Raw genomic sequence first — 16,132 nt, forward strand, 5'->3', positions numbered from 1 at the left:
GGTCCGCGGCGCGGGCTCACACGCGCCTCCCCGCCCCTGTGCGGCGGGCGTAACCCCTGATGATCAGGTGCGGAGACACCGGCGTAATGAGCGGTTCGTACCGTCACGAAGGGTGGGAACAGGTCGAGCAGTGGACAAGGAGGCGCCCGTGGCCGCGCCGGGCTCGCGGAGCGAGGGCACGACGAAGGTGCGGACGGTCTGCTCGTACTGCGGGGTGGGCTGCGGCCTGGTCCTCGACATCGGGAGGGGACCGGACGGACGTCGTACGGTGCTGAAGGCGAGCGGGGACAAGGAGCACCCGGCGAACTTCGGCCGGCTGTGCACCAAGGGCGCGACCACCGCGGACATGCTCGCCGCCCCGGGGCGGCTGACCACCGCCCTCGTCCGGACGGACCGCGGCGAGGAGCCGCAGCCCGCGCCCGTGGCGGCCGCCGTGGCCGAGACCGCCCGCCGGCTGCGCGCGATCATCGACGAGCACGGCCCCGACGCGGTCGCCCTCTACGTCTCCGGACAGATGAGCCTGGAGGCGCAGTACCTGGCGAACAAGCTGGCCAAGGGTTTCCTGCGGACCAACCAGATCGAGTCGAACTCCCGGCTGTGCATGGCCAGCGCGGGAACCGGTTACAAGCTGTCGCTGGGCGCGGACGGGCCGCCCGGGTCGTACCAGGACCTCGACAAGGCCGACGTCTTCTTCGTCATCGGTTCCAACATGGCCGACTGCCATCCCATCCTCTTCCTGCGGATGATGGACCGGGTGAAGTCGGCGGGGGCCAAGCTCATCGTCGTGGACCCGCGGCGCACCGCCACCGCCGCCAAGGCCGACCTGTTCCTGCAGATCAAGCCGGGCACGGACCTCGCGCTGCTCAACGGGCTGCTGCACCTGCTGCACGCGAACGGCCACACCGACCCCGACTTCATCGCCGCGCACACCGAGGGCTGGGAGGCGATGCCCGGCTTCCTCGCCGACTACCCGCCCGCCGCCGTGGCCGAGATCACCGGCATACCCGAGGACGACATCCGCGAGGCCGCCCGGCTGATCGGTGAGGCGGGGGAGTGGACGAGCTGCTGGACGATGGGCCTGAACCAGTCCACGCACGGCACCTGGAACACCAACGCCCTGGTCAACCTGCACCTCGCCACCGGCGCCGTCTGCCGGCCCGGCAGCGGCCCCTTCTCCCTCACCGGCCAGCCCAACGCCATGGGCGGCCGGGAGATGGGCTACATGGGCCCGGGGCTGCCCGGCCAGCGGTCCGTGCTCGCCGACGCCGACCGGGCCTTCGTCGAGGAGCTGTGGGAGCTGGATCCGGGCACCCTGCGCGCCGACGGGGTCGGCAAGGGCACCATCGAGATGTTCCGGAAGATGGCCGACGGGGACATCAAGGCGTGCTGGATCATCTGCACCAACCCGGTCGCCTCCGTCGCGAACCGCAGGACGGTCATCGAGGGCCTGGAGGCCGCCGAGTTCGTGGTCACCCAGGACGTGTTCGCCGAGACGGAGACCAACGCCTACGCCGACGTCGTCCTGCCCGGCGCGCTGTGGACCGAGACCGAGGGCGTCCTGATCAACAGCGAACGCAACCTCACCCTCGCCCGGCCCGCCGCCGACCCGCCAGGCGAGGCGACCGCGGACTGGCGCATCATCGCCGCCGTGGCCCGTGAGATGGGCTACGAGAAGGCCTTCGCGTACGACAGCGCCGAGGAGGTCTTCGAGGAGATCAAGCGCGCCTGGAACCCGGTGACCGGCTGGGACCTGCGCGGGGTGAGCTACGAGCGGCTGCGCACCACCCCGGTGCAGTGGCCAGCGGCGAGCGCCGACGGTCCCGACCGCAATCCGATCCGGTACGTCGGAGAGGACGGAACAGCCAGCGCGCCGAGGTTCCCGACCGCGAGCGGCCGCGCCGTCTTCCATGCCCGTCCGCACATCCCCGCGGCGGAGATGCCCGACGACGACTACCCGTTCGTGCTCAACACCGGCCGGGTCCAGCACCAGTGGCACACGCTGACCAAGACGGCCAAGGTGGCCAAGCTGAACAAGCTCGACCCCGGCCCCTTCGTGGAGGTGCACCCGCAGGACGCGGCCCGACTCGGCCTCACAGACGGGGATTCGGTGGAGGTCGCCTCGCGGCGCGGGCGGGCCGTGCTGCCCGCGGTCGTCACCGACCGGGTGCGGCCGGGCTGCTGTTTCGCGCCGTTCCACTGGAACGACCTGTTCGGCGAGTACCTGAGCGTCAACGCCGTGACCAGCGACGCCGTCGACCCGCTGTCGTTCCAGCCCGAGTTCAAGGTCGCCGCGGTGTCGCTGACCAAGGTGGCCACCCCGGTGACCGTGCGGCCTCCGGTGCCGGCGGCCCCGCAGGCCGCGACCCCGGTACCCGTCGCGGCTGTCCCGGCGCTCGCCGCGCTTCCTCCGGCGTCCGTGCCCGACCCGTTCGGACTGGAACCCGGGCCGCCGCCCGTCCTCGCCGAACACGAACGCCGCTATCTGGCGGGCTTCCTGGCCGGTATCCCGCTGGGCACGCCGGGCGTACCGGTCCTGCCGTCGAACGCCCCGTTCACCCCGGAGCACGCCCTGTGGATCAACGGCGTACTCGCCGGAATGTACTCCCGGTCCGAGGCGGCGCCCGCGCACCGGACCGGCGGCTCCGCACAGCCGCCCGCCCCGGCCTCCGGCACCCTCCGCCGCCAGGTCGTGATCCTGTGGGCCTCGCAGACCGGCAACGCCGAGGAGTTCGCGACCGCCACGGCCGAGCGGCTCACCGCCGACGGCCACGCCGCCTCCCTCGTGCCCATGGCGGACGCGGACCCCACCGCGCTGCCGTCCGACGCCGACCTGCTGCTGATCACGAGCACCTTCGGTGACGGCGACGCCCCGGACAACGGCGCCAGCTTCTGGGACGCCCTCGCCGCGCCCGACGCCCCGCGCCTGATAGGCAGGCGTTACGCCGTCCTGGCCTTCGGCGACTCCTCCTACGACGACTTCTGCGGTCACGGCCGCCGCATCGACCGGCGCCTGGCGGAGCTGGACGCGACACCGCTGGCCCCGCGCACCGACTGCGAACCGGACTACGAGACCGCGGCCGGAGCCTGGCTCGACCAGGTGCGCTCCGTACTGAAGCCCGCCGAGCAGCAGGCCGTCACCGCCCCGGCGCCCCCGCGACCGACCCGGCCCACCCCCGTCACCGCCCGCCTCACCGGCAACCGCCTGCTCAGTCTGCCCGGCGCGGGCAAGGAGGTCCGGCGGTTCACCTTCGACACCCGGGACAACGACACCCCGCTCGGCTACGAGGCCGGGGACGCCCTGTCCGTACATCCCGTCAACCGGCCCGAGCTGGTGACGGAATGGCTCGCCGTCACCGGACTCGACGCCGACGCGGCCGTAGCACTCAGGACCGCCGGAGAGGTGCCGTTCGGCGAAGCCCTGCTGCGGCACCTGGACATCACCCGCGTCACCCCCGACCTGCTGCGCTTCGCCGCCGACCGCGCCCGGGACCCGCGCGAGCTGCGCAAGCTGCTCCGGCCCGACAACAAGGGCGAGCTGGCGCAGTGGTCCTGGGGGCGGCAGGCCGTCGACGTCGTCGCCGAGTTCGGCATCCGGGCCGGGGCGCAGGAGTGGGCCGACGCGCTGGGGCGGCTGCAACCCCGGCTGTACTCCATATCGTCCAGCCCACTGACCGACCCCCACCTGGTGTCGCTGACCGTCTCCGTCGTCCGCTACGAGAACCTGGGCGGCCGCCTCCGCCAGGGCGTGTGCTCCCCGTTCCTCGCCGACGCCGAGCCCGGCACCCCGGTGCCGGTCCGTGTCCAGCGGGCGCCGCACTTCCGGCCGCCCGCCGACCCCGCCACCCCGGCGGTGATGGTGGGCCCCGGCACGGGCGTCGCACCCTTCATCGGCTTCCTGGAGGAACGCCGGGCCCGCGGCCACCGCGCCCCGAACTGGCTGTTCTTCGGCGAACAGCACCGGGCGACGGACTTCTACTACGAGGAGGAGCTGACCGGGTTCCTCGCCGACGGCACGCTCACCCGCCTGGACACCGCCTTCTCCCGCGACCAGCGCGCCAAGGTCTACGTCCAGGACCGCATGCGCGAACACGGCCCGCTGCTGTGGTCCTGGCTCCAGGACGGCGCCCACTTCTACGTCTGCGGCGACGCCTCCCGCATGGCCAAGGACGTCGACCGGGCCCTGCGGCAGATCGCCGTCGTGCACGGCGGCCTGGACGAGACGGAGGCGGCGGTCTACGTCAAGCAACTCGGCGCCGACAAGCGCTATGTGCGGGACGTGTACTGACGGGAGCGCCGGTTACGGCTTGCGCGCGAGGCCGCCGTGCTCGGCGACGACCTGCGGGGCGGGCGAACCGGGTTCCGGACGCCACTCGGTGACCGGCACGACGCCGGGCTCGATGAGCTCCAGGCCGTCGATATAGGCGGTCGCGCCCTCGGGGGAGGAGCAGAGCAGCGCGCGGGCATGGGCCAGGACCATCGGGTCGTTGTCGACGTAGACGATCCGCGTCTCGGGAGCGATGCCCTGGGCGACCTCATGAGTGTTCTGCGCGGTCGGCAGACCCGTGCCGACGTCCAGGAACTGCCGGATGCCCGCCTCGGCCACCAGATACGTGATGGTACGGCGCAGGAAGGCGCGGCTGCTGCGGGCGATGGTGACGATGCCCGGGAAGACGGCGGTGTACGCGTCGCCCGCCTGCTCGTCGACCGGGTAGTTGTCCTTGCCGCCGAGCCAGTAGTTCCAGATACGGGCGGAGTGCGGCACCGACGTGTCGATCTTCTGACGGAGCGCTGCTTCGGACGTCGACGCGGAGTCGGTCATGAGTCGAATCCGTCTTTCGGCCAAGGCGTGGATCGGTCACGGCACAACCTACGTCCGAACACCCGTGTCCCACCAAGCAGTTCGCGTCTCCGGCCGGTCGGATGACGTCGGGGAGAGAGGCCGCACGGGGAGCCGGATCCCTGTCCTGGCTCGGTCTCCGTTCCGTAGTGCGCAGGTCAAGGGCCGGTCATGGGTGCGAAAGGCGGGTTGCGGCGGGCGTATCGTTGACGCGGTTTCATTGCCACAGGACCGCGACACTCTCTGCGCGGCCGTGACCGGGAGGAGGCGACATGGACAGTAGTCCGGGCCATAGTCGGCCCCTCTTCGCGTTGTCCGCGCCGTCCTTCCGCGGCCCGGAGCAGCCTCTTCTTCCCTGATTCCCATCCGGCCCACCAGCTGGCAGGCCGGTTGGCGCCGTGCGCTCGTGCGTCCGGGCCCGGGGAGGTGGTGCGCTGCCGTGGGCCGCCCGCCGCCCCGTCATACCGGGGCAAGGGGGTGTTCACCTTGGCTACCCATACTCTGCTCATGTCCACTTCGGCGCGTCTGCGCGACCGCCGGGTCCATCTGGAGCGCCGTGCCACCGCGTCCAAGGCGGTCCGCATGTCGCTGGTCTCTCTCGCGGGACTGATCGGCGGGCCGGCCACCAACCAGTCCGGCGACGAGGTCGGCCGCGTCGTCGACGTCGTCGCACGGCTCTACGGCACCGACTCCTACCCGCCGGTCACCGGTCTCATCCTGCGCATCGGCCGGCGCCGCACCTTCCTGCCGGCCGACGCCCTCGGCAAGGTGCACGCCGGACACGTCCGGCTGCGCACCGCCCGCGTCGACCTGCGGGACTTCGTGCGCCGCCCCGGTGAGGTGCTGCTGGCCAAGGACGTCCTCGACCACCAGCTGGTCGACGTCGACGGCGTTCAGGTCACCCGGGCCGCCGACCTGTATCTGGCACCCCTGGTGGACCAGGTCGTGCTGGTCGGCGTCGACGTCTCCCTGCCCACCCTGCTGCGCCGGCTCGGCCCGCGCCGCTGGCAGGCCCGCCCCACCCCGGAGCGGGTCCTGGACTGGCAGGCCGTCGCCCCGTTCGCCGAGCAGGCCACCGAGGGCCCGCCCGAGGTACGGCTGCGCGCCTCCCGCACGGCGCTGCACCGGCTGCGCCCGGCCGACCTCGCCGACATCCTCGAGGACCTCGGCCGCGCCGAACGCCAGCAGCTGCTCGACTGGCTGGAACCGGAGCAGGCCGCCGACGCGCTGGAGGAGATGGAACCGGCCGAGCTGCAGAACCTGCTGCGCGAGGCCCAGCCGGAACACGCCGCCCGCCTGGTCGACGAGATGGAGCCCGACGAGGCCACCGACGCCCTGCGCGACCTCACCCGCGAGGAGCGCGAGGCCCTGCTGACCCGGATGCCGAAGGACGAGGCGGCGGAACTGCGCCGGCTGCTGACCCACCGGGAGGGCACGGCGGGCGGTGCCATGACCACGCTGTTGATCACCGCCCGGCAGGACGAGACCGTCGCCGAGGTGCGGGGCCGGCTCGCCGAGCAGCACGAGCACCGCACCGAGATCGACGCGGTCGCCGTCGTCGACGGCACGGACCGGCTGCTGTCGGACATCCCGCTGTTCGACCTGGCGGTGGCCGAGGACACGACCCCGATCGCCGACCTGGTCACCTGGCGGACCCAGTTCGGCCCGCCGGACACCGTCCACGCCGACACCTCCCTGGCCGAGGCCGCCGACCAGCTCGTCGCGGCCCGTGCCTCCTCACTCCTGGTGGTCGACGACTCCGGCCGCCCGCTCGGCCGGATCCTGGCCGACGACCTGCTCGACGCCCTGCTGCCCGAACGCGGCCGGCTGCACTTCCGGAGGTTCCTCCAGTGACCCGCGACCTCGACACCGCCACCGCGGCACCGCAGGCCCCCACGCCCGCGCGCCGGACCGGCTGGCGGCGCCTCACCATGATCGCGGCCGTCGCCGGACCCGGACTGGTCGCCGCGAACGCCGGCAACGACGCCGCCGGCATCGCCACGTACGCCTCGGCGGGCTCCCAGTTCACCTACGGCACCCTGTTCTTCATGGTGCTCGTCACCATCGCCCTGGTCATGGTGCAGGAGATGGCCGTACGCCTCGGCGCCCACACCGGCAAGGGCCTGGGTGCCCTGATCCGTGAACAGTTCAGCCTGCGCCTGACCGCGCTCGCCGTCTCCTGCCTGCTGCTCGCCAACACGGGCCTGGTCGTGTCCGAGTTCGCCGGCATCGGCGCCGCGTTCGAACTGCTCGGCGTACCGAAGTGGGCGGTGATCCCGCCGGCGGCGGTCCTGCTGTGGGCGCTGGTGCTGTTCGGCTCCTACCACTGGGCCGAGCGCATCTTCCTGATCATGTCGCTGGCCTTCTTCGCGTACCCGATCGCGATGATCCTCGGCCACCCCGACTGGGGCGCGGTCGGCCACCACCTGGTCGTCCCGCACATGGAGCCGAGCAAGAGCTTCATCCTGCTGGCGGTCGCGCTGATCGGTACGACCGTCAGCCCGTACATGCAGTTCTACGCGGCCGCCGGCGTCGTGGACCGGGGCGCCAAGCCCGCCGACTACCCGCTGATCCGCGCCGACGCCATCCTCGGTGCCGTCTTCGCCTGCGTCATCAGCCTGACCATCATCATCGCCACGGCGTCCGCCATCGGCGGCACCGGCCCGCTGGACTCCGCCGCCCAGGCCGCCGAGGCACTGAAGCCGGTCGCGGGCCGCAACGCGGAGCTGCTGTTCGCGCTCGGCCTGCTCGGCGCCTCCGCTCTGGCCGGCGCCGTCGTCCCGCTCTCGGCGAGCTACGCCATAGGAGAGGCGGCCGGGGTAGAGCGCTCCGTCTCCCGCAGCTTCCGCGACGCCCCGCTCTTCCTCGGCCTGTTCACCGCCCAGATCGTGCTCGGCGCCACGGTGGCCATGACCCCGGTCGACGTCATCCAGCTGCTGATCGGCACCCAGGTCCTCCAGGGCCTGATCAGCCCCGTCGTCCTGGTCTACCTCCTGGTCCTGACCAACCGCCGCTCGGTCCTCGGCCCGGCCGCCAACGGCCCGCGCTACCGCATCGCCGCCACCACGGTCGTCGTGGGCGTCGCCGCCATGTCGACGATCCTCCTCGTCCAGACGGTCCTGGGCTGGTTCGGTCTTGCCTGATCCCCGCTTTTCACCCCGGCGTGCGGCACCCCGATGCCGGGCCTCGGCCCGCCGGGGACTACCGTCCCGTGGTGGACCCGAGCCGGACTCTTCCGTGCCGAGCCCCCCGAACCGAGCCAAAGGAGGACGATCCGCATGGATGGTCACGCGATGACCGCGCTGTCGGCCGGTCAGCTCCCCGAGCTGACCACGGGACGACTGCTGTCCACATGGCAGCTCGACATCCCCGCGCTGCTGCTGGTCATCGTCCTGGGCGCGCTCTACGGCCGGGGCGTCGCCCGGCTGCGCGAGCGGGGCGAGCCCTGGCCGCCGGGCCGCGTGGCCGCCTTCGTGCTGCTCGGCCTGGGCACGCTGGTCGTGGCCACGATGTCCGCGCTCGCCGTCTACGACCATGTGCTGTTCTGGCCGGCCGCCGTGCAGAACATCCTCCTGGACCTCGTCGCCCCCCTGGGCCTGGCCCTCGGCGACCCGCTCCGGCTCGCCGCCCGGGCCCTGCCGGAGAACGCCGCCGGGCGCGTACGCCGGGTGATGTCCGGCCGCCTGGTACGAGTCCTGACGTTCCCCCTGGTCAGCACGGCCCTGGTGCTGGCCACGGAACTCACGGTGTACTTCACGCCGTACTTCGAGACAGCCCTGCGCGTGGGCTGGCTGCACGAGCTGATGTATCTGCACCTGCTCGTGGCCGGCTCCCTGTTCGTCGTGCCGGTGCTGACCCACGAGGAGACACTGCCCAGCTGGTGCACCCACCCGGTACGGGCGGGACTGGTCTTCCTGGACGGCGTCGTCGACGCGGTCCCCGGCGTGGTGGTGATGACGCACAGCACCCTCATCGCGGGCGCCTGGTACCTGCACCACGCGCCGACCTGGTCCCCGGACGTCCAACACGACCAGCAGATCGGCGGCGGCGCGATGCTCAGCATCGCCGAACTGGTCGCGCTGCCCTTCCTGCTGGCCCTGCTGTACCAGTGGGCCCGCGCGGAACGGGTCCAGAACGCCGCCCTGGACCGCCGCCTGGACGCGGAACTCGCGCCCGCCGTCGTAGCCGCGCCCGCCGCGGACCCCGACGCCTCGGGACACGGCCAGGAGGCCCCGTCCCGGGCTGAGGAGCGGGTACGCCCCTGGTGGGAGACCGAACAGAACGAGGTGGCCGCGCGGATCCGGGGCCAGCACCGGGAGAGGTGACGGCGACCGAGCTGATCACTGGACTACCGTGACGTGGCATGAACACGAGCAACTGGGTGGCCGACACCCGGACCTCCTACGACACGGTGGCGGTCAGCTACGCCGGTCACATGCGCGAGGTGCTGGCCGGGGCGCCGTATCTCCGAGCCGCCCTGGCGCTGTTCACCGATCTGGTGCACTCCGCCGGCGGCGGGCCGGTGGCCGACGTGGGCTGCGGACCGGGGCATGTCACCGCGCATCTCCGCGAGCTGGGTGTGGACGCCTTCGGCATCGACCTTTCACCGGCGATGATCGACGTGGCCCGGCGTGACCACCCCGGCCTCCGGTTCGAGGTGGGGTCGATGGCGGACCTCGACCTCGCCGACGCCTCGGTCGTCGGCCTCCTCGCCTTCTGGTCGCTGATCCACGTTCCCGACGACGCCGTCCCCACGGTCCTCGGCCACTTCCGGCGCGTGCTGCGCCCCGGCGGCCCCCTCCTGCTCGGCTTCCACGTCGGCGACGAGTCGGTGCTGAAGACCCAGGGCTACGGCGGTCACCCGATGAACGTCCACGTCCACCGCCGCCGGCCCGACCGCGTGGCGGACTGGCTGCGCGATGCCGGCTTCACCGTCGAGGCTCATCTGGCGCTCGACCTCGACAAGAGCACTCCGGGCGCGGTCCTCTTCGCGCGCCGTCAGAGTTAGTCCGGTGTCCGGCCCGCGCGAGGCGGGCCGGACGGGTGGGATCAGCCGCCGAGCGCGTCGAGTACGGCGTTCGCCATGACGCGTTCACCCATGGCGTTCGGATGGAGCGGCAGGGCGGGCGAGGCGGGGAGCAGTCCCTCGATCCAGGGCGACGAGGAGCAGCTGTCATGGCCCAGGGTGGGGGTGAGCGTGTCCACGTAGGTGGCGTCCTCGGCTCGGGCGGTGGTGGCGACCGTGTCGTTGAGCTCGCCCAGCACGGAACGCAGGAACGCGATGTCCCCCGGCGTGACCGGCATCTTGCCCAGGCACTGCTCGGGGCTGTCGGGCAGCACCGCCGGATAGCCGACGACGAGCACCCTGGCCTGCGGGGCATGCGCATGGATCAGCCGGAGGGCGCTGTCGAGCTGTGCCGCGGCGGAGTCGAGCCGCTCGGTGAGGGTGTTCTTGTAGGAGTCACGGCAGGGCGTACCGAGGGGATCGGTCACGGAGAGGGCGGAGCAGGTGGCGGCGACGTCGCCGAACCCGAAGTCGGACGTGCCGAGGTTGTCGCCCGCGACGGTGAGCGTGACCAGAGTGGTGTCCGGTGTGACGGCGTCGAGCTGAGGGCCGTTCACGACGGCTCCGGCGTCCGTCTGGGCCGTGGTGAGCGCGCTGACCTTCGCACCGGCGCAGGTCACGTCCCGGTACGTGCCCGGGGCCAGGGACTCGGCGACGAGGTGGCCGTAGTCATGGTCGGAGCGCATGCACAGGCCCGCGGACTGGGCGGGGATGCCGGCCCCGGCGGCGTACGAGTCCCCGAGCGCCACGTAGGCGCCGCTCCCGCTGGAGCCCGAGGCCGTCGCGTGGGCGGTGGTGGAGGCGGTCGCCAGCAGCATGCTGCCGGCGAGAACGGATGACCATGTACCGAGTCGGTGGCTGCGGTGCGTGCTCGTGGATGCGGCTCTGGGCACGGTTGCTCCTGGGGAGGTGCGACGACGGAAGACGAACTCCGGTACCGGCCGGTAACGTTGCCGTCATCGTCGTAGCCGCCCGCGCGACGGGCCATGTACCCGCACACAGCAGAGCACCGGCCTCCTTGTCCCCGTGCACAAGCGACTCGTGCGCCGGGCGCCTCTTTGTAGCCTGCCGGTCATGAGCCGCACACCGCCGCCGCCCGCCGCGATCGCCCCCATCGCGGCCGTACTGCTCGGCCGCGCCCACGAGTTGGGCACCCGGATGGCCCGCCGCATCCGCGCCGAGGTCACCTACTACGGCGGCGAAGGGCCCGTCACGCTCGAGGAGCTGACCGCCAGCTGCCGGCGCAACACCGAGCTGGTCTTCGGGCAGTTGGCCGACGGCTGTACGGCCGGCATGGAACCGGCCGAGGAGACGGGCCGCAGAGCGGCACGCGAGGGGGCGCCGCTGGGGGAGCTGCTGCACGCCTATCGCGTCGGCTCGGAGTTCCTGTGGTCCGAGCTGGCGGCCGCGGCCCGTGCCGCCGACGCCGTCACCGCCGACACCATCGTGGCCCTGGCGGCGTGGTGGGTGAACGAGGGCCTCGCGGCGGCGGCCAGCGACGCCTACCGCGCAACCGCTTCGGAACTGCTGCTCCAACGCGACCGTGAACGGTCCGTACTGGTCGAGGCCCTGTTCACGGGCGTGCTCACCGACCGCACCACCCTCTGGGAAGCCGCCGACGCGCTCGGGCTGCCGGCCGAGGGGCCCTTCGTGGTGGTGGCCGCCGGTGTCCCCGCACCGGGGCGGGAGGCGCTGCCCGGCATCGAGCCCCGGCTGCTGGCCGACCGGATCCGCTCGGCCTGGCGGCTGCTGCCCGACCTTCAGGTCGGCGTCATCGCGGCCCGCGGCCCGGACAGCGAGGCCGCCGCCCTGCGCGTCCTCGGCGGTTTCGCCGAGGCCCGGGTGGGGGTCAGCCCCGCGTATCCGGCCCTGCGGGACACCCCGAGAGCCCTGCGGCTGGCCCGCCTCGCGCTGGACCGGGTGCCGACGGAGGCGACAGGCATCGTACGGTTCGACGACGGTCCGGTCGCCGCACTGGTGGCCGCGTCCGTGGACGAGGCCGGCAGAATCGCGCGCACCGTCTTCGCGCGCGTACTGGAACTGCCCCGCGAGGAACGAGCCCGGCTGCTGGAGACCTTGGAGCAGTGGTACGCGGCCGGGGGCGCGGCGGCCGAAGCGGCGCGGCGGCTGTACTGCCATCGCAACACCGTCCGCTACCGCCTGCGCCGGCTCGAGGAACTGACCGGCCGCTCCCTCCAGGACCCCCGCGCCGTCGCCGATCTCTCGGTGGCCCTGCACGCACTACGGCTGCTTCCGCCCGGAGGGGCGTGAACCACCGCTGACCGCCTGACGCGTCGCCAGTTTCGCGTGGTCGGTGTCGGGGAGCCAGTCGCGCTGCGGGGAGTACTCGAGCCAGCGGCGGGCGCGGCCGGTTGCGGAGAAGCCGCGCAGCAGGGTGTCGAGCAGCGGGTGACGGTAGGACTCGCACCAGGCCAGCGACCACGCGTACAGCGGGGTGGGGTCGGCCAACGGGATCCCGCGCAAGCCCGCGTGGTCCGGCAGCGGCGCGTCGGCGGGGAAGAGGGTGAAGCCTTCGCGGTCGGCGCCGACGTGCTGGAGGAGGTGGTCCAGGCCCAGGTTGGGACCGTCGTGCCGCCGGGTGATGCGGAACTCGTCGGCGAAGCGGCGCAGGAAGTCCAGGCGGCTCAGTTCGGCAGGGCTCCACAGGACGCTGTCGCGCAGGTCGGCGGGCCGGAGCACGTCCGCGCCGGCCAGCGGGTGGGACGGGCCGAGCACCACGTCGACGGGTTCCAGTCGTACCAGCCGCTGGGTCAGCCCCGCATCCCGTCCGTCGGGCAGCGGATGCACCCGCCCGAACCCCAGGTCCGTGTCACCGCGCAACAGGGCTTGGGCGACTGACGGCCAGTCACGTCCCGGCCCCGGCTCCCACCGTACCGGCTCGGACGCCTCGACAGCGGCGGCGACGGTACGCATCGGCGCGTACAGATGCCCCCACGTGTCGATCCGTACGGCCGCTCCGGCGCCCGTCACCGCCGCGACCGCGCGCTCTCCGGCCGCGAGCGCCTCACGCGCGGCCGGTACGAACCGTTCGCCCGCCTCGCTCAGCCGGACGCCGCCCTGGCGCTCGAAGAGCCGGACGCCGAGCAGCTCCTCCAGCCTGGCGATGCGCTTGGACAGCGCCTGCTGGCTGGTGTTCAGCTCCTCGGCGGCCCGCCCGAAGTGCAGTGTGCCGGCGGTGGTGACGAAGGCGCGGACCAGGGCGAGGTCGAGATCCATGCCGCTGACCTTATGCGACAACCCGGCGTTGTCGGCCGGGCGGCCCGGTTGTTGGCCGGGCCGCCGCCCGGGCCGGTCAGATGGTGCCCTCGACGCCACACCGACCGACGGCCGACAGGCCGGCGAGGAGGACGACACCGATGAAAGCCTTCGTACCCACCGGAGATCCAGCCGAGCCGGTCGTGCTCGCCGACGTCGCCGAGCCGACGCCCCGCCCCGACGAAGCCCTGGTGAAGGTCGAGGCGTTCTCCGTCAACCGGGGTGAGACCTTCAAGCTGGAGAAGCCCGTCCCCGGTGAACGCCCCGGCAAGGACATCGCGGGCCTGGTGGTGCAGCCGGCCGCCGACGGAAGCGGACCGTCGGGCGTCACCCGCGTGGTCGGACACCCCATGTCCGGCGGCTGGGCCGAGTACGTGTCGGTGCCCACCGGTGCGCTCGCCGAACTGCCCGACGGCGTCAGCACACTCCAGGGCGCGGCCCTGCCCCTGGCCGGCCTCACCGCGCTGCGGCTGCTGCGCACGGCCGGGCCCGTCCTGGGCCGGCGGATCCTGCTGACCGGCGCGTCCGGGGGAGTCGGCCACTACGTCACCGAGCTGGCGGCGGCCGCCGGGGCCCAGGTCACCGCCGTGACCCGGGACGCCGAACGCGGCGCCCGGCTCGCCGAACTCGGCGCCGCCGACATCGTCCACGACGTGGCCGACGCCCGAGGCCCGTACGACATCGTGCTGGAGTCCACCGGCGGCCAGGCCCTCGCCACCGCTCTGGCCCGGCTCACCAGGCGCGGCACCCTCATCTGGTTCGGACAGGCCGGCCGCACACCAGCGACGCTCGACTTCTTCGACTTCTTCACCGGTCCCGAATCGGCCGTCATCCGCCACTTCCACTACCTCGACGCCGACACCCGCCTCGACGACGACCTGGCCGCACTGGTCCGGCTGACCGCCGAGGGCCGACTGCATCCGGAGATCGGCCGGGTCATGGACTGGGCGGACACCGCGACCGCACTCACCGACCTGCGCGACCGCCGCATCCGCGGCAAGGCCGTCCTGACGCTGTCCTGAACCACGCCACGACCCACAGACCTCACCACAACCGAAGGAGTACGACCATGACCATCACCGCCCCCCGGGCCGTCGTCATCCGCTATGTCGAGGCCGTCCGTGACGGCGCCGCGGACGTCATCCGCGACAGCTTCGCCGAGGACGCCACCTGGCACTACCCGGGCGACCTGCCCATCTCCAAGGTGTGGCACGGCCGGGACCGCATCATCGACGAGTTCCTCGGCAGCATGGGACCGGTCCTCGTACCGGGCACCCTCGAGATCGAACTGATCAGCACGCTCGCCGAGGACGACCGCGTGGTGGCCGAGTGGACCTCCAAGGCCAGGACCGTGTACGGCGGCACCTACGACAACCGCTGCATCGGCATCTACACCGTCCATGACGGCAAGATCACCTCCGTCGTGGAATACGCCGACACCCGCCATGTGGCCGCCGCCCTGTTCCCGGACCACGGCGCGCTCGATCAGGGCCTCAAAGATCCCTGCGCATGAGCACGCACATGGTCTCGTACCGACGGATCGCCCCGTCCGGGCCTTCCTCGTCCCAGGCATCCGGTTCGCGGCCGTACGCGACGTACCCCAGTCGCTCGTACAGGGCGCGAGCCCGGGGATTGTCCTCTTCCACGGCGAGTTCGGCCCTGCGCAGCCCACGGGCCATGATGCGCTGCTCGGCGGCACGGATCAGCAGTGTGCCCAGGCCGCAGGACTGCAGCGCCGGGAGCACGGCGAGCTGCCAGATGGTCCCGGCGTCTTTGTGGGCCTGATAGTCGACACCACCGATCGCCACCGGCAGGTCCACCGGGGTGCACACAGCCAGATAGTCCACCTCGCCCGCCGCAGCGCGCCCCAACTCCCGCTCCACCTGCCGCAGATGAGTGGCCGAGCCGGACCAGCCGCACGCGGGCAGATCCCTCGGCAACAGGTCGCGCACGCTCACGGACGTGACGAGGGTGGCCCGGGCGGACTCGTCTTCACTGATCACGCCCGCGAGCATGCCGCCCGGGAGACGGCAGGGCAACGCATTTCCCCGACAGGACCCCGAAATTCCCAGGTGGTCGTGGTGACGGGTCCTCTAAGGTGCCGAGATGGTGACTGTACGAAAGATGACGGAGGCCGACATCGCGGCCGTATCGGCGATACGCGTGACCGGCTGGAAGGCCGCGTATGCCGGGATCCTGCCTCGGTCCTACCTCGAGGGCATGACGGTCGAAGCAGACACGCGGCGGCGTCGACAGCACTTCGAGCGACCGAAGAACGGCACGACCGACCTGGTGACGGTCGACGCCGGGGGAGGAGTCGTGGGCTGGGCCTGCCTCGGCCCCTGTCGTGGTGCCCGACCCAGTACCACCACAGGTGAGCTGTACGCCCTCTACGTCCAGCCCTCGCTCATCGGTTCCGGTATCGGTCGCACGCTGCTCGATGCCGTGCACGCACGCGCCCTCGGCCATCCCTTCGACGACATGATGCTGTGGGTCCTCACCGACAACACCCCCGCACGTCGCTTCTACGAACGAGCCGGCTATCTCGCCGACGGCGCTGTCCAGGCCGACGAGTACGACGGGGTGTCGGTGCCCGAACTCCGTTACCGTCGCGCCCTGTAGGGGGCGACCCTCTCGACCGGCCTTGCGGTGTTCCGTGATCCAGTGGACCGCCAGGAGGCCGGCCGCCCTGTAGGCGCGCAACGGGGTGCCGCTGGAGCCGGGCGTCCACGGCGGCTGCCAGGAACACGGCCTGCGCGCCGGCACCGAGAACGTCGCCCTGGGTACCGCGGCCCGGTTCGCCGGCGCCTGACCGAGAGCCTGCCCGGCCGCGTTCACCTCAACGGCCCGCCCGATAACCGCCTGCTGAACACCCTGAACGTCAGCATCGACGGCAGGTGCCCCACACCATCGTCTTCAGCGCGTCGCTGCCCCGCACCTCCACCGGAGAGCTC

At 72.4% G+C, this 16,132-nt stretch carries 13 protein-coding genes; 9 read left to right on the forward strand and 4 right to left on the reverse strand.

Features of this window, described 5'->3' with window-relative positions:
- Positions 1–148 precede the first annotated feature (148 nt).
- Complete coding sequence (locus ACH47Z_RS32685; protein ID WP_399080189.1) at positions 149–4,285, forward strand: molybdopterin-dependent oxidoreductase; 4,137 nt, start codon at positions 149–151, stop codon at positions 4,283–4,285.
- Between the two features lie 12 nt (positions 4,286–4,297).
- On the opposite strand, the gene ACH47Z_RS32690 is transcribed toward ACH47Z_RS32685, so the two are convergent.
- The gene (locus tag ACH47Z_RS32690) at positions 4,298–4,819 is read right to left on the reverse strand and encodes an SAM-dependent methyltransferase (RefSeq protein ID WP_399080191.1); all 522 of its coding nucleotides are present in this window, start codon (positions 4,817–4,819) and stop codon (positions 4,298–4,300) included.
- A gap of 525 nt (positions 4,820–5,344) precedes the next feature.
- On the opposite strand from ACH47Z_RS32690, the gene ACH47Z_RS32695 reads away from it, so the two are divergent.
- The 4 genes from ACH47Z_RS32695 (at position 5,345) to ACH47Z_RS32710 (ending at position 9,845) form a co-directional block, all read left to right on the forward strand.
- On the forward strand, positions 5,345–6,691 hold the full coding sequence (locus tag ACH47Z_RS32695) for a magnesium transporter MgtE N-terminal domain-containing protein (RefSeq protein ID WP_399080193.1): 1,347 nt from the start codon (positions 5,345–5,347) through the stop codon (positions 6,689–6,691).
- Positions 6,688–7,980: an NRAMP family divalent metal transporter gene (locus ACH47Z_RS32700; protein WP_399080195.1), complete on the forward strand. Its 1,293-nt coding sequence runs from the start codon at positions 6,688–6,690 to the stop codon at positions 7,978–7,980. The genes ACH47Z_RS32695 and ACH47Z_RS32700 overlap by 4 nt, the downstream gene beginning before the upstream one ends.
- Positions 7,981–8,115: 135 nt before the next feature.
- Complete coding sequence (locus ACH47Z_RS32705; protein WP_399080197.1) at positions 8,116–9,162, forward strand: cytochrome c oxidase assembly protein; 1,047 nt, start codon at positions 8,116–8,118, stop codon at positions 9,160–9,162.
- Between the two features lie 38 nt (positions 9,163–9,200).
- Positions 9,201–9,845, forward strand: coding sequence for a class I SAM-dependent DNA methyltransferase (locus ACH47Z_RS32710; RefSeq protein WP_399080199.1), 645 nt, complete (start codon positions 9,201–9,203; stop codon positions 9,843–9,845).
- Positions 9,846–9,886: 41 nt separating this feature from the next.
- Here ACH47Z_RS32710 and ACH47Z_RS32715 read toward each other — a convergent pair whose 3' ends face one another.
- Positions 9,887–10,720, reverse strand: coding sequence for an SGNH/GDSL hydrolase family protein (locus tag ACH47Z_RS32715; RefSeq protein ID WP_399080201.1), 834 nt, complete (start codon positions 10,718–10,720; stop codon positions 9,887–9,889).
- Positions 10,721–10,976: 256 nt separating this feature from the next.
- Here ACH47Z_RS32715 and ACH47Z_RS32720 point away from each other — a divergent pair, with 256 nt between their 5' ends.
- Complete coding sequence (locus ACH47Z_RS32720; protein WP_399080203.1) at positions 10,977–12,173, forward strand: PucR family transcriptional regulator; 1,197 nt, start codon at positions 10,977–10,979, stop codon at positions 12,171–12,173.
- On the opposite strand, the gene ACH47Z_RS32725 is transcribed toward ACH47Z_RS32720, so the two are convergent.
- Positions 12,144–13,139 carry a LysR family transcriptional regulator gene (locus ACH47Z_RS32725; RefSeq protein ID WP_399080206.1) on the reverse strand — a complete coding sequence of 332 codons (996 nt, stop codon included), beginning with the start codon at positions 13,137–13,139 and terminating at the stop codon, positions 12,144–12,146. The two genes, ACH47Z_RS32720 and ACH47Z_RS32725, sit on opposite strands and share 30 nt — an antisense overlap.
- 140 nt (positions 13,140–13,279) lie before the next feature.
- On the opposite strand from ACH47Z_RS32725, the gene ACH47Z_RS32730 reads away from it, so the two are divergent.
- Both ACH47Z_RS32730 and ACH47Z_RS32735 read left to right on the forward strand, forming a co-directional pair.
- Entirely contained in the window at positions 13,280–14,200 is a 921-nt protein-coding gene (locus tag ACH47Z_RS32730; RefSeq protein ID WP_399080208.1) for a zinc-binding dehydrogenase, read from the forward strand.
- A gap of 47 nt (positions 14,201–14,247) precedes the next feature.
- Positions 14,248–14,691, forward strand: coding sequence for a nuclear transport factor 2 family protein (locus tag ACH47Z_RS32735; RefSeq protein ID WP_399080210.1), 444 nt, complete (start codon positions 14,248–14,250; stop codon positions 14,689–14,691).
- Here the strand turns inward: ACH47Z_RS32735 and ACH47Z_RS32740 are convergent.
- Complete coding sequence (locus ACH47Z_RS32740; protein ID WP_399080336.1) at positions 14,672–15,193, reverse strand: GNAT family N-acetyltransferase; 522 nt, start codon at positions 15,191–15,193, stop codon at positions 14,672–14,674. The two genes, ACH47Z_RS32735 and ACH47Z_RS32740, sit on opposite strands and share 20 nt — an antisense overlap.
- Before the next feature lie 91 nt (positions 15,194–15,284).
- Between ACH47Z_RS32740 and ACH47Z_RS32745 the strand changes: the two genes are divergently transcribed.
- On the forward strand, positions 15,285–15,800 hold the full coding sequence (locus ACH47Z_RS32745) for a GNAT family N-acetyltransferase (protein WP_399080212.1): 516 nt from the start codon (positions 15,285–15,287) through the stop codon (positions 15,798–15,800).
- Positions 15,801–16,132 lie beyond the last annotated feature (332 nt).

Source organism: Streptomyces sp. NPDC020192, from assembly GCF_044388685.1.
Lineage (GTDB): Bacteria > Actinomycetota > Actinomycetes > Streptomycetales > Streptomycetaceae > Streptomyces.